16 protein-coding genes and 1 riboswitch are annotated in these 14,068 nt (G+C 40.7%); of the genes, 4 read left to right on the forward strand and 12 right to left on the reverse strand.

Annotated features, from left to right (window positions below; translation table 11 throughout):
• Positions 1-2: 2 nt before the first annotated feature.
• The 3 genes from ACTNC6_RS08340 to ACTNC6_RS08350 all read right to left on the reverse strand — a co-directional run bounded on the left by ACTNC6_RS08340 (position 3) and on the right by ACTNC6_RS08350 (position 1,648).
• Positions 3-332 (reverse strand): PadR family transcriptional regulator, encoded by a 330-nt coding sequence (locus ACTNC6_RS08340; RefSeq protein WP_441043833.1) that lies wholly within the window; start codon positions 330-332, stop codon positions 3-5.
• 201 nt (positions 333-533) lie between these two features.
• Entirely contained in the window at positions 534-1,433 is a 900-nt protein-coding gene (locus ACTNC6_RS08345; protein ID WP_441043834.1) for a hypothetical protein, read from the reverse strand.
• Positions 1,433-1,648, reverse strand: coding sequence for a hypothetical protein (locus ACTNC6_RS08350; RefSeq protein WP_441043835.1), 216 nt, complete (start codon positions 1,646-1,648; stop codon positions 1,433-1,435). The genes ACTNC6_RS08345 and ACTNC6_RS08350 overlap by 1 nt, the downstream gene beginning before the upstream one ends.
• A gap of 157 nt (positions 1,649-1,805) precedes the next feature.
• On the opposite strand from ACTNC6_RS08350, the gene ACTNC6_RS08355 reads away from it, so the two are divergent.
• Entirely contained in the window at positions 1,806-1,979 is a 174-nt protein-coding gene (locus ACTNC6_RS08355; RefSeq protein ID WP_019160770.1) for a hypothetical protein, read from the forward strand.
• 106 nt (positions 1,980-2,085) lie between these two features.
• Here the strand turns inward: ACTNC6_RS08355 and ACTNC6_RS08360 are convergent, their stop codons facing one another.
• From ACTNC6_RS08360 to ACTNC6_RS08400, 9 genes are all read right to left on the reverse strand, one after another.
• Positions 2,086-2,907 carry a hypothetical protein gene (locus ACTNC6_RS08360; RefSeq protein WP_441043836.1) on the reverse strand — a complete coding sequence of 274 codons (822 nt, stop codon included), beginning with the start codon at positions 2,905-2,907 and terminating at the stop codon, positions 2,086-2,088.
• A gap of 6 nt (positions 2,908-2,913) precedes the next feature.
• Complete coding sequence (locus tag ACTNC6_RS08365) at positions 2,914-3,537, reverse strand: helix-turn-helix domain-containing protein (protein ID WP_441043837.1); 624 nt, start codon at positions 3,535-3,537, stop codon at positions 2,914-2,916.
• Between the two features lie 156 nt (positions 3,538-3,693).
• Positions 3,694-4,248, reverse strand: a complete 555-nt coding sequence (locus ACTNC6_RS08370; RefSeq protein ID WP_441043838.1) for an alpha/beta hydrolase — start codon at positions 4,246-4,248, stop codon at positions 3,694-3,696.
• A gap of 39 nt (positions 4,249-4,287) precedes the next feature.
• A complete protein-coding gene (locus tag ACTNC6_RS08375) occupies positions 4,288-5,646 on the reverse strand; it encodes a M20 family metallopeptidase (protein ID WP_441043840.1) in 1,359 nt (452 codons plus the stop codon).
• 136 nt (positions 5,647-5,782) lie between these two features.
• Entirely contained in the window at positions 5,783-6,433 is a 651-nt protein-coding gene (locus ACTNC6_RS08380; RefSeq protein WP_441043841.1) for an SDR family NAD(P)-dependent oxidoreductase, read from the reverse strand.
• The gene (locus ACTNC6_RS08385) at positions 6,433-6,990 is read right to left on the reverse strand and encodes an ECF transporter S component (protein WP_008706068.1); all 558 of its coding nucleotides are present in this window, start codon (positions 6,988-6,990) and stop codon (positions 6,433-6,435) included. The genes ACTNC6_RS08380 and ACTNC6_RS08385 overlap by 1 nt, the downstream gene beginning before the upstream one ends.
• Positions 6,987-7,976: a nucleoside hydrolase gene (locus ACTNC6_RS08390; RefSeq protein WP_441043842.1), complete on the reverse strand. Its 990-nt coding sequence runs from the start codon at positions 7,974-7,976 to the stop codon at positions 6,987-6,989. Before ACTNC6_RS08390 ends, ACTNC6_RS08385 begins: the two co-directional genes overlap by 4 nt.
• A gap of 112 nt (positions 7,977-8,088) precedes the next feature.
• A riboswitch (PreQ1 riboswitch) is annotated at positions 8,089-8,133 on the reverse strand.
• Positions 8,134-8,169: 36 nt separating this feature from the next.
• The gene (locus tag ACTNC6_RS08395; RefSeq protein ID WP_441043843.1) at positions 8,170-8,856 is read right to left on the reverse strand and encodes a TMEM165/GDT1 family protein; all 687 of its coding nucleotides are present in this window, start codon (positions 8,854-8,856) and stop codon (positions 8,170-8,172) included.
• 15 nt (positions 8,857-8,871) lie between these two features.
• Complete coding sequence (locus tag ACTNC6_RS08400) at positions 8,872-9,873, reverse strand: calcium/sodium antiporter (RefSeq protein ID WP_026076889.1); 1,002 nt, start codon at positions 9,871-9,873, stop codon at positions 8,872-8,874.
• A 470-nt stretch (positions 9,874-10,343) separates the two neighbouring features.
• On the opposite strand from ACTNC6_RS08400, the gene ACTNC6_RS08405 reads away from it, so the two are divergent.
• The 3 genes from ACTNC6_RS08405 (at position 10,344) to ACTNC6_RS08415 (ending at position 13,977) form a co-directional block, all read left to right on the forward strand.
• The gene (locus ACTNC6_RS08405) at positions 10,344-11,363 is read left to right on the forward strand and encodes an ABC transporter substrate-binding protein (protein ID WP_441033965.1); all 1,020 of its coding nucleotides are present in this window, start codon (positions 10,344-10,346) and stop codon (positions 11,361-11,363) included.
• A 325-nt stretch (positions 11,364-11,688) separates the two neighbouring features.
• Positions 11,689-12,801 (forward strand): ABC transporter ATP-binding protein, encoded by a 1,113-nt coding sequence (locus tag ACTNC6_RS08410; protein ID WP_441033967.1) that lies wholly within the window; start codon positions 11,689-11,691, stop codon positions 12,799-12,801.
• A gap of 87 nt (positions 12,802-12,888) precedes the next feature.
• A complete protein-coding gene (locus ACTNC6_RS08415; RefSeq protein WP_441043844.1) occupies positions 12,889-13,977 on the forward strand; it encodes a PucR family transcriptional regulator in 1,089 nt (362 codons plus the stop codon).
• Positions 13,978-14,068: the final 91 nt, after the last annotated feature.

Consider the following 14,068-nt stretch of genomic DNA (forward strand, 5'->3'; position numbering starts at 1 on the left):
GATCACACCTCCATTACAAGCACATTGCTCACTGCTGCAGAATACTCTTTCCATTCTTCTACTTTCTTTTCCAGAAATCCCCTTCCCTGTCTGGTCAGGCTGTAATACTTTCTGGTCTTTCCAGTTGCCTCCTGTTCGTATACTGTCAGAAATCCCTTATCCTCCAGACTGTGCAGTAACGGATACAGAGTTCCTGCTTTCAGTTCAAACACGTTCTGAGATTTCTGCCGCAGGGTATCGATCATCTCATATCCATACATGTCCTTTTCTGACAGCAATTTCAGTATAAGCATTGTCATACTCCCGGAAACCAGTGATTTTTCAATAGCCATAGTATTCGCCTCCTATTGTATAGATTATCTATATATCGGTTATCTATATAATATAGAAACCTGTATGCTATGTCAACTGTTTCCGGGATAATTTTGAAAACTTCACTGCTGCGGCAACCGAGTTCAGGTATCTACATACTTTTTCGGACAGAAAAACCACCGCATTGTCATATATTAACACAATGCGGTGGTATAATTCTCTCAAAATAGATCCAGCATACTGTCCAGATAGATTTTTTCTCTGACATGTATCTGGTATTCCGGTCTGGTCATGTAATAGAGCAGAAATTCCAGTATCAGAGCACTTCCGAGTCCTCTTCCTTCTATTTTAAAATTTGAAAATCCCATTGGCAGATAGATATCCCGGATATCATTGATTCTAATAAATCCCGGATTCTCCATAGCCTTTGAAAAAAGATAGCCCCTCGACCCGTCCGGTGCCTTGCAGTGATGCTCCGGGCAGTTTTCGCCCAGATTTTTACGGCTGACCGTTTCATAGCAGGCTTTTCTGTCCCTGCAGCCAGCCCAACAGCATTCATTGCAGAGAAATTCTACCTTGTCCTTCTCAGCCTGAGACAATGTATTTAACTTATCAAAAGCCTTGTTTAGCCGGAAATCCGGCACAACATAACGGAAATCTTTTCTCCGGATTTCTTCTTCAAACTGTGTAAAATCTGTCAGAACCTTGGTAGTGGAGGAAACAAAATAGAGTCCCGGATACTGCTCCTTAAGATATTTCAAAAGCAGTTCTGAATAAATGATCACGCCGTTTCGCGGTTCTCTGTTTCTCTCAAACAACCGGCACAGTGCATTGCATTTTCTGTCTGAAAGGTGCTCCTGGAGAAGCAGGGAATTGCTGAAAGTCAGTCGGGCAGAAATCCCATATTCCTGCATCAGTTCAAGAACCTCCTCCGGGTCATTCTCTCCGAAGCCAGCCCTGCCTCCACCCCAGATACAGTCTGCCGGAGCACCATATATGGAGCCAATTTCACACCAGTCGTAAAAATATTCCCTGTGTTCCCGGAATAAAGGCAGGAACATCCGGTACAGCTCATAAAACTCAAACAGCCCGGGCAGGTGAAAATATGCTTTCTCCTTCATTAATTTTCCAGCACATCCTCTATGGTTTCCGAAGCATCCTCAAGAGCATCCAGGGCTTCGATCAGTTCATCTGCTTTTCCTGTATGTGTCTCCTCTTCTTCATACTCATCAATCAGTGCTGTCAGCTGATCTTTTATCTCTTCCAGACCTTCATAGATTTTCTTTAATTTTTCTTCCCGTTCCATTACGGATGAAAGTTTTACAACTTTAGACATTGTGATACCTCCCATATGCATTTTCTTTAGGAAAAATTATAACACTGCCCTCTTTTTATGTCTATATAATCTGAAGGCACTTGTGATACCCGTTTTCTCTGTGGTATTCTATAGATATGATCATTGCGTTACGCAAAATGTAAAATGGAGGATTTTTATGTTAGTTTGTGATTATATTGTAGAATCTATTGATGGTGACTATGCACATCTTCGCAGAACAGATCTGCCTGAAGAAGAACTGAAGCTCGTTGCACGGGCACTTCTGCCCTTTGAGATTACGGAAGGATGCAGATTACATTATGAAATGATGCAGTATAGTATCATTGACTGATTTGACAGTCTCCGACTCACAGCTGTTACAAAAATTTACCAGAAAAGGCAGGTAAGTGACTTTTTTATCCTTTACCTGCCTGTAACTTCATACACTCTCTGTAATATCATTTTTTCATCAGATACCCATATTTACGCATCTGCCCTCTTAACAGCTGCTCCACACGTCTTATTACTTCCCTGGGATAATTTTCCGAATTCTTCTGTAAGTATATCTGAATATCTCTAAAGGTAAATTGGAAACCAATCTGAATGCCATACAGTTCTTCTGCTGCATCCAACTGTATATCGAAATCAGAGCTAAATGGCTTCGCCTCAATTTTTTCCAGACAATATTCCAATGACTGATCAATAGGATAATCCTGATTTATGTCGGCAAACATACAAAGTCCCTGATCGAAAAAAGGACTCAGTTCATATTTCTGTGTCTTTTCATTATAAATGACCGCAATATTGTTGGTATGTCTGTCCTCATTCATGAAAAATGCATCTATTTCCAGCATTGCCGTCAGATACGCTCCAAAATTATCTATTTTTGTAATTTCTTCCACCTGAGTTACCAGGTACTGAATGCGTTCCGAAACATCTGCAAAATCTGAGAGCTTTACTGCCAGACTTTCACCTGTATATCGACGATACAATTTTTCCAGCGGAATCAGAATCTGATCTGCTTTCAGAAAATCCAAACTGGAACAGCCCTGAAATATTTTCCCATTATACTCAATTACAGCTGATTCATACTCAACAAAAGGAAAAGGACAAGTACTCTTCTGCAAAAGGTCAGATACAAGAACTTCAGATAAACCTTCATATCCCATATAATCAGCCTTATACCACCTGTCATCAATTTTCCATTTAAGCTGATCTCCCTTGGAAGTATGACCGCTCTTATGCAAGGGAGAATATGCATCAAAATTGCGAATTTCCATTTTTGATCAACCCTCCTTTTTCAGAATCATAATCCATTGATGATCATCTGACATGCGACCCTGTGTTTTTTCAACAATTAACAATGGATCATAAAATGGAAGCCCCATCTCTCTCAGAATATCTTTCCTGTGATCGCGTGTTCTGGGAAAACAGCGTTCTTCCAGAAAATATTCAAAATCAGCCCAATCCGGATCAGTTACAACTCCAAATGCCCGGAAAATAATCTGATCTGTGTAGTTTTTAATCTTGATTTTTTCATGCCTGAAATCAATATCTATCGTTGTACACAGATCATCATGATTCATAAAATTCATGCGCATTTTCACATCCGGATCATCAGAAAAATTATAGGCTCGCTTTATCTGACTGTAAATCGTCTGGCGGGAAACATGGTACTGTCTGGCAATATCTGTAATTTTTTCTCCTCGGTTCTGCAATGCCAAAATATGTGCCAGCTGTTCTTCTGTAAACGAATTTTTTCTTCCGGTATTTTTCTTCTTTTCAGAAATACTGCTGTTATTCATATCAGCATTCAAGCATCTGTAATTGTCGGCATCTCTGGATATCTGCTTCAGTTCATGAATATCTGTTGTTCCAAAAATCTGCTGTATCTGATCTTTAAAATTCATATTAATATCACCACCTTCAAAGAGACATTATGGAAACCACTTTCACACAGAACAGTTTGTGTAATCGAGTATAGCATGGAGCAAAAAGAAGTGTCAAGAAATAGTTTCTTGACACTTCTCTGCACGCATCTACTCAATATGATTATATGCTTTTTCTTATTTCCGCTTCAAAAATCCTTTAGTTTTCCCCATAACATCCTGGAGAATTTTCAGATTTTCCAGTGTATCTGTTGTTTCCAGTGAATGGTTTGCATTTTCATAAGTATACATTGGCACCTGCTGTTTTTGTGAAAGAGCCTGTACTTCAGAAACAATACTCCATGGATCTGAAGTTCCGATAAAGGCAATGGCATCTCTATGAACAAAATTATATGTGTATTTCAATGGTGTATATAGTATCTGCCGACATCTGATGCTGTGTTTCTCTGCATATGCGGATGCTATGATCGTGCCTACACTTTTTGCGACAAATAATATTTCATCATATTTGTCAAAGTCAATGGCAGAAAGACTTTTCTCTGCCTGTTCATAAAGGCTTTCGAATGCCTGCTGCATTTTTTCTTCATTTCCCCGGATATTTCCGCCATCATAAGTATAGCTTAATGCAATTGTTTCTTCATAGCCACATTCCTGCGCCAGCTTTCGTGAATAATATAAAAGCGGCTTGTCACAATGATACCCGATACCAGGGAAAAATACTGCTGACTTCATGTTCTGCTCTCCATTTAATAACTGCTCTATCATTTTTCATCAGATTGCCAGAAGATTCTTGATTGCTTCCATATAAACCAGAACTGCCTCTTCCATGCCGGATACGAGGATAAATTCATCTGCACTATGGATACGATAATCGATTCCAGGTTTCTCAGGTCCAAATGCAATGATATTCTTAAGAGATTTTGCATAAGTTCCACCGCCGATCACCATCGGCTTGTTCTCTGTATCGCCTGTTACATCTGTATAAGCTTTGTATAAAGCATTTACCAGTGGGGATTCTCTTGGGAAGAATAAGGCATCACCAATTCCCAGAATCTCTATACGTCCATTCTCATCCTCAAGTCTGTTCTCACACATCCTGCGGACTTCATCTGATTTCAGTGTTACAGGTACTCTGATATCAATTGTACAGGAGATCACATCATTCTCTGTTTTGATCATACCGTTGCAAAGAGTAAGTTCGCCATACTCATCTGCAAATTTCAGTCCAATGCCTTCACCATCGCAGGATGTGCCGATATGTGTATTATAGAATTCCACAAAATCGTCCTTAAATCCTGCTTTCTCGAGACATTCAAAAGTAACACCTATTGCATTGACGCCAAGAGTCGGAGTGCTGGCATGTGCCGGAACTCCCTTTGCATAAATACTGATCTGTCCATTTTCCTCTGTTAACTTATATTCCTGAAGCTTTGTCTCTGCAAGTACAGCTTCCAGTCTCTCCTTCAGTCCCTCTTCGGCAGGAACAACTATTGTGGAGGAATCACATACTGCGTTAAAGACAAAACCACCATCTGCAGAGATGATTTTCGTGTTCTTGGAATAAGCCATCATCTGCAGAAGTCCCTTTTCGCCATGAATACACGGAAAACTGGCATCCGGGGTAAAGCCACAGGATAATTCTTCTGCCACTTCATTATAATGTTCCATACATTTGGAACCTGTTTCCTCGTTACATCCCATAATGAGACGTACTCTCTTGTTCAGCTTCACACCTGAATCGCGGAGAAGCTTCATTGCATAAAGAGCTTCCAGAACAGGTCCCTTATCATCTGTTGTTCCACGACCGTAAACATAATCACCCTCGCGTGTCAATTTAAAAGGATCATAACTCCAGTCCCCGCCTACAGGTACGATATCCAGATGTCCGGCAATACCAACAATCTCATCACCCTCGCCCATCTCTGCGTAACCACAGTAATTGTCCAGATTGACTGTCTTAAATCCAAGCTCCTGTGCAATCTTAAGACCTTCCTCTAATGCTTTGGCAGGTCCTTCTCCAAAAGGTTTCCCCTCTGCGGGAGTGCCAAGCTGAGAATCAATGGCAACCAGCCTTCCCAGATTGGTAAGCATCTCCTCTGTTAATCCATGAATCTGTTCTTTGATATCCATAATTTTTGCGCCTCCAGTTAAATACTTTCTCTATCTTTGAAATTTCTTTATCATTATTTTTTCATTTTATCATATTCAGGCACAAAATAACAGCAGATTGCAGGAATGATTTTTTAGATAATTTTTCAGACCCACTCTATGGCCAGATAAAATTACAGTTTCCGGCCTCCAGACCGTCAATGAGAATGTTCTGGCCTGTACAGAAACGGTTTTTTACCGCCATAAAGTAAATCCACTCTGCTGCCTCTTCCACAGACATCCATCGTTTCAGAGGTGTAAGCTCCATGATCTGATCCCAGAGCTTTTCATCCTCCATCACCGGCCGGTTCAGTTCAGTCATTACCCCACCGAAATCCAGACTGTTGCATGTAGCCTGATACGGAGCTATCCTCATGGCCACATTTTTCGTATAGGCAAGGACTCCTCCTTTACTTGCTGCATACTCCGGAAATTCAGAACCTGTATGCCCGCTTGCTGATCCGATCATAATAACAGAATAAATATTAGGATGAATGCCGTAATGTTCTGTAACAGAAATCGTCCCTTTCAGATTTACATCAATATCATCGTCATTCTGAACCCCTGCATTATTGATCAGAATATCTACCGGTCCGATTTCCGGATAAGAGCTTTTGTCTCTGATATCCAGACAGAAATGAGTATATTTCGGATGTTGGATCGAGGATATATTTTTATCAAATCCATAGACTTCATGATTTTCTTTCAGGAAAAATTCTGCACAGCCTTTCCCGATCCCGGATGCTGTGCCTGTGATCAGAACTTTCATCAGGCAAAATTCTCCTTCATACTTTTACGCAGCGCTGTAATAAGAACTGCTGCTACTGCAATACACAGAACCCTGTCAATATAATCTGTGATAAACTGAACCACAAAGCAGCTTCCTACCATTCCAAGAGGTGTTTTTGCCAGAAGCTGTACAAGAACGGTGGATCCGGAAGAAGTGATTCCTCCAAATAAAAACGCCGTAATACAGGAACTGATTATGGTAGATGGAAGTGTGATCACAAGAGCAGCCGGAAATATCTGCCACTTTTTCGGCTGGAATTTTCTGTACACCAGACCTGTCACAAAACCAAGAAGAATTCCTACCGGTGCATAATACAGGGAATAAATATCTACAGTCATTCCCATCAGCAGGCCGCTGAGCAGATTAGGAAGCATTCCATAAAAGGGTCCCAGAACAGCAGCCACAAATACAGTTCCAATACTGTCCAGATAAATAGGAAGTTTCAGAAATAAAGCAATCTGTCCTCCCACAAAATTAATGCAGATAGCAAAAGCGATCATACAGATCTTCTGTACACTTATTTTTTCAGTTTTCATTTTAAATCTCCTCGTATTAAATCTTGTAAAATATCCAGTTTTCCCGGTTCCTGATCAAGAATCCTTGAAAGAAACATCTGAAAGAATCCATACACATCTACCTCAGTCAGCACCCTTGCATTTGATGCTTTCCGGTAGAAATTCATAGAATCCACAACAGACTGTCCAAGAGAAATCCCCTCTGTTTCAATCTGTACATAGGAATCAAAGCCTTTACAAAGTTCCGGATTGATAAAATATGCCACTGCCAGGGGATCATTGATCACGCAGCCAATGATATGCTCCCATTCCCAGTGGAAATCATAATAGAATTTCGTAATCTTCTTTACAAATTCCCCTGTTTCCTTGTTCAGACGGCACATATACTCCAGCAGATCAGGCGTGAGTACAATCTTTCTCGTCACATCCAGTCCCACCATATGGATTTTCTGACCATTCTGATGGAGTGTCTCATACACCAGGGAAGCGCCGTCCGGGTCACACCAGTAATTGTATTCTGCAACAGGTGAACAGTTTCCATGACTTTTAAAGCTGCCGCCCATGGAAACAATCTCCTCAATACAGGAAAATGCTTCTTTATCCTTCTGGATCAGTCTGGCAAGATTGGTCATAGGTGCCAGTTCGATTATGGATACTTTCTCTTTTTTCAATACATCAGCAAGAAAATCCACAGCACTGATCTGCTGCTGATAACCGGTTACTTCCGGCAGAAAGCTTTCGCCAAGCCCGTCTTCTCCGTGAGTATCCAGAGCATTCACGTAATCCCGCCTTAAGGGATTGCTTTCCCCAATGTACACGGGAACGTCCAGACGATTCATCTGCTTCAGGATTTTCTTTGCATTTCCAAAGCCCATCTCCACCGGTGAATTTCCACACACAATGGTGATTCCGATCACTTCGATCTCCGGTGATTTCAGTGCAAGCATAATCGCAAGACTGTCATCAATCCCCGGATCACAATCAATAATTACTTTTCTTTTTTTCATTTAATTCCTTTCTGTCAAAGCAAAAAAAATACTTTTGTTTATCCCTCAATAAACAAAAGCATCAGCAAACAGTCCGCTTATGATAACTCATAAGCGACCGCAATATTTTTTACTTTGCCTAGTTTTTTATACTGGGAGGGTTTCGAACCAGTTTCGGTGATTATTTTAACACATATTTCTATGCATGACAAATTTATTTGATTTTTTTCTTTTTTTTCACAAAAAAGCAGCCACATAAAGCAACAAAAACAATAGTCACAACCATAAGCACCTGCCATACCGGGATTGGACAGACATCTGCACTGATAAGCTTAAGTGCCTGGTAAAGTGTATATACACCGAAAACAAAGAATATGATAAATGCAATTGTATTAAGCAGTCCATCCGGAGTTTTGCTCTTTAAAAGATAACCGACTAACATTCCAAGAATGTCCGCTGCAAAAAGTCCCAGCGAACATGCGATCCATACAACAAAGGCTGCCTCCATACCTTCATTTACACCAAATGTAATAGCAGTCAGCTGTGTCTTGTCTCCAAGTTCTGCCAGGAAAAATGTACAGAAAACTGCAAGAGGGGCAAACTTAATCTTTGATTTGCCACCCTCTTCCTCTTCATCATCCTCATCTCCTGCAATTGTTGATGCAGCAAAATAAAGAAATGCAAGTGCTGCTGCTGTTTTAATAAGCCAGCCAGGAATAAATTCACTGACCAGCCCACCTGCAAGAACGGCCATTCCATTAAGTACAAGGATTGCTGCTGCAGTTCCCAGTATAATATCTTTTAACTTGTGTTTAGAAGTAAGAGCAATAAGCATAAGCTGGGTTTTATCTCCCATCTCTGCTATAAATTCAGTAAAAAATATCTTAAAAAACAATATCATTTTCTGATATCTCCTTTATCTTATTACAATGTAAACCGCATATATCGCATAAAGTGCAACCATAGCAAATCCTTCGATTTTTCCAATTTTCTTTTTGGTTCCTGCAAATATCCATACACAGACTGTAAATACAATAAGTACACACAGATCAATAATATTCTCAGTGATCAGGCTGACGGGACTAATTGCTGATGCAATGCCAAGTACCATAAGTATATTAAATACATTGGAACCGATTGCATTGCCAAGCGCCATATCAACTTCGTTCTTTCTGGCTGCAACTATTGAAGTCACAAGCTCCGGAAGTGATGTTCCTATTGAAACAATCGTAAGCCCGATAAGTGTCTGGCTCATTCCAAGGTCACTTGCTATCCTTGATGCCGCATCTACAGTAATATCTCCGCCAACTGCGATTGCAGCCGCACCGCCAATAATAAACAGAATACTGAGCGGCACGGAAATCAGCCTGATTTCCTCCTCTGAAGCGCCTTCAATCTCAACCTTCCTGCCTTCCTTACTTGCCTTTAATGCAACCTTGATCATATAAGAAATATAGCCTGCAAAGGCGCCAAGGAATATTACACCGTCAAGATGTCCAAGTATCATGCCTGCTTTATCGCCAAATCCTGCAATTCCCAAAAACAATAAAAGTCCTGCACAGATAAGAGAAAATGGAATATCTCTCTTTATTGTTTCTTTTGCAACATTTACTGTGGCGATCATTGCACATACACCAATAACAACCATCAGGTTGAATATATTGGAGCCGACTACATTACTTACTGCAAGCTCATTATTGCCAGTAAGTGAAGCTGATACACTGACTGCAGTCTCCGGAAGTGATGTTCCCATTGCAACAATGGTAAGTCCGATAATGATAGACGGAACATGCAGTCTCTTTGCTACACTTGAACTTCCCTCTACGAAAAAGTCTGCACCTTTAATAAGAAGCACAAAACCTATTACAAGAAATACAAGCACAAGGGCAAATGGGGCGTTGTTAATGAATTTTTCCATATGTTTTCTCCTTTTATTCTCCATAACAGTATTGTCAGCCGAAATATCCGCCATTACGAGTATACCCAACAGCCGTAAAAGAATCCTGCTATTCTGCCCGGAAAGCCTTTATACTATAGAAACATTACATAGCAATTTTCTGTGGTATAAAAAAGACTCATGTATATCAATTACCAGCCAGTGTATCATACATAAGCTGTTAATCGATATACATGAGTCTCATTATTTAAGATTTGCCAGATTATACTCTCTAATATAATCAGAATGTTGACAAACCACACTTTCGCGCTAACTACTCCCTCATGGAATATTAAGTTACTTGACAAAGTTTATCAAATGTCTTGGGGCTTGTCAACAAAGTTTGATGTTTTTTATATAAAAATGTAAAACATCTATTTGACTGATATATATGAACGGTTCCTCTGCCTCCTGCATATCTTAACAGCATAAGTTTGTAAAGGAGTATCTGTATGAAAAATAAAAAATGGATCGCGCTGACAACTGCGGTTATACTTGCTGTGACAGCTCTGCCGGTAACAGTATTTGCAAAGAAAAAGGACAGTCCGGATGATAAGACGCTTACAAAGGTTACCTTAAATGAAGTGGCACATTCTATTTTCTATGCTCCGCAGTATGTAGCAATTGAAAAAGGGTATTTTAAAGATGAGGGGCTTGATCTGACCCTTGTAACTGGTTTTGGAGCCGATAAAACTATGACCGCAGTCATATCCGGTGAGGCAGATATCGGATTTATGGGCGCAGAAGCATCTATTTATGCCTATCAGGAAGGAGCTACCGATCCTGTTGTAAACTTTGCACAGCTTACCCAGCGGGCCGGAAATTTCCTTGTGGCAAGAGAAGAAATGCCGGATTTTAAATGGGAAAATCTGAAAAACAAAAAAGTTCTTGGAGGCCGCAAGGGTGGCATGCCGGAAATGGTATTTGAGTATATTCTGAAGCAGAATGGACTTGACCCTCAGAAAGATCTGTCTATTGACCAGAGTATTGACTTTGGCTCCACTGCGGCTGCTTTTACAGGAAATAATTCAGCAGACTTTACTGTGGAGTTTGAACCCTCTGCTACTGCTCTTGAAAAGCAGGGTGCCGGATATGTTGTGGCATCCCTGGGTGTTGACTCCGGCTATGTGCCATACACCTCCTATAGTGCCAAAACCAGCTATATGAAAAAGAATCCTGATATCATGCAGAAATTTACCAATGCTCTGCAAAAAGGTATGGATTTTGTCCAGAACCACACTCCTGAGGAAATCGCAGAAATCATCGAGCCTCAGTTCCCGGAAACAGATCTGGATACCATCACAGCCATTGTAAAACGCTATTACGATCAGGACACCTGGAAAGAAAATCTGGTGTTTGGACAGGAAGGATTTGAGCTTCTGCAGGATATCCTGGAAGACGCAGGTGAACTGAAAGAACGTACATCGTATGCAGAACTGGTCAACACAGAATTTGCAAAAAATGCTTCCTGAGGATTTGCTTTCTCTGGGTACCCTGTAACTTTAGCACAATATTCGTGTTCTCTCACCAGATCCTTCATATTTTAACTCCAATTTTGAGAAACGCAGACAGAATTTCGTCATTTTGTCCTGCGTTTTTCTCATGTCTTTTGACAGTTTGACGTAATCCCCGGATGTCCATTCCAGCTTTTCGTCAGATTGACAAGAAACCCAACAAATCTTTGTACGATTCTTCCCTAGCCATCCCCCCTCCTTTTCGTTATACTGTCTACAGATGAAAAAAGCGAGTAATCAATCAGCAAAAATAATATAAGATAATTTTGGAGGAAGAATAATTATGGCAAGCTTATCATTACAGCACATTAACAAAACTTACCCAAATGGTTTCCAGGCAGTTAAAGATTTCAATCTGGAGATCGAAGATAAAGAATTCATCATTTTCGTAGGACCTTCAGGATGTGGTAAATCTACTACACTTCGTATGGTTGCTGGTCTGGAAGAAATTTCCGGCGGTACATTAAAGATCGGTGACAAAGTTATGAACGATGTAGAGCCTAAAGACCGTGATATCGCAATGGTATTCCAGAACTACGCTCTGTATCCTCATATGACAGTATATGATAACATGGCATTCGGACTTAAACTTCGTAAAGTTCCGAAAGACCAGATCGACAAAGCAGTTCGTGAAGCTGCAAGAATCCTTGACCTTGAAAAACTTCTTGATCGTAAACCGAAGGCTCTTTCCGGTGGTCAGAGACAGCGTGTTGCTATGGGACGTGCTATCGTACGTAATCCTAAGGTATTCCTTATGGATGAGCCTCTTTCCAACCTGGATGCTAAACTTCGTGTACAGATGCGTATCGAAATTTCCAAGATCCACCAGAGACTGGGTGCTACAATCATCTATGTAACACATGACCAGACAGAGGCTATGACTCTTGGTACCAGAATCGTTGTTATGAAAGACGGTGTTGTTCAGCAGGTAGATACACCTCAGAACCTGTATCAGAAACCAGGCAACTTATTCGTTGCAGGATTCATGGGATCACCGCAGATGAACTTCCTTGACGCAGCAATCTCTGAAAAAGGCGGAAATATCATTGCTAAAGTTGGCGAGCATGAGTTGCTTGTTCCTACTGGAAAAGCTAAAATTCTTAAAGATAACGGTTATGTAGGCAAGACAGTTGTTCTTGGTATCCGTCCAGAAGATATTCATGATTCTCAGATGTTTATCGAAGCTTCTCCAAGTGCTCCAATGAGCTCTGTAGTTAAGGTTTACGAGCTTCTGGGTGCTGAAGTATTCTTATACTTTGATGTTGACGGAACTCAGGTTACAGCACGAGTTGATCCTCGTACAACAGCAAAAACCGGTGACCCGATCAAATTCGCATTTGATATGGAGAAAGCTCATTTCTTCGACAAAGAAACAGAACTTACAATCTGCAACTAATTTTAGGAATCTTTTTAAAAACCCGAGGAGAAATCCTCGGGTTTTTGTGTTATAATGTACCTCATAATATGAGAAAGGACCAGTTCAATGAAAATACAACAGATTTTGCAGAAATGTCTCACTGACTGGAAAAATATCAGCCAGCTGGATTTCTGCCTGATAGATTCAGAAAATAATGTCTTTGTCTCCACCTGCGACAAAAAACTGCCTGCCCAAAAGAAACTGGATGAATTTCGCCAGAGCAACGCCCTCTGCGTTTCCAATACCAGCTGCTGTCTCTATAAACTCACAGAAATCCAGACCGACTCCTATCTGCTTATTGTCTGGGGCAAAGGAGAAGCTACTTCTACCATCGGAGAACTGGCTGTATGCCAGATTCACAGTCTCTTTACTGCCTACGCTGAAAAAAATGACAAGAACACCTTTATGCAGAACCTCCTTTTAGGTACCTATTCCGAGATGGATGCTTTTAATCGTGCTAAAAAACTTCATATTGCCACATCTGTCCGTCGTGCAGTTTTTCTTGTGGAAACCAAGCAAAGTAAAGACGAAAATGCACTGGCAACCATTCGGAATATTTTTTCTGCCAGAACCAGGGATTTTATTACAGCCATTGATGATTCCGGAATTATCATTGTCCGTGAACTCCAATCTACAGAAAACTATGACGATCTGGACTCTATTGCCTGTATGCTTGTGGATATGCTGAATACAGAAGCTATGACCTCTGCCTGGGTTGCTTACAGCAATATTGCAGAGGATATTTCCAGACTGCCTGATACCTACAAGGAGGCTCATACTGCCCTGGAAGTAGGTAAGATTTTCTATGCAGAAAAAAATGTCTTTGGCTATAATCAGCTGGGAATCGGCCGGCTGATCTACCAGCTTCCTGTTTCCATCTGCGAAATGTTTATTGATGAGATATTTCATAAGGAAACACTGGATTCTATTGACGAAGAAACACTCATCACTATCCGTACCTTCTTTGAAAACAACCTGAATCTCTCAGAAACCTCCAGACAGCTTTATGTACACAGAAATACTCTGGTGTACCGCTTCGAAAAGCTTCAGCGGAAGTTTGGACTGGATATCCGCACATTTGAAGATGCGCTGACATTTAAGCTGGCGATGATGGTAGTAGACTATATTAAATATTCCGAAAATCACCCTGTCTGAATTATATTTATCAAATGTCAGACAGGTATTCGCAATCTGCTTCGCTGCTTGATTCAGTTCAAAAAAGCCCTGTCCTTGGACAGAGCTTTTT

The organism is Blautia sp. HCP3S3_C4 (assembly GCF_052064095.1).
Taxonomy (GTDB): domain Bacteria; phylum Bacillota; class Clostridia; order Lachnospirales; family Lachnospiraceae; genus Blautia_A.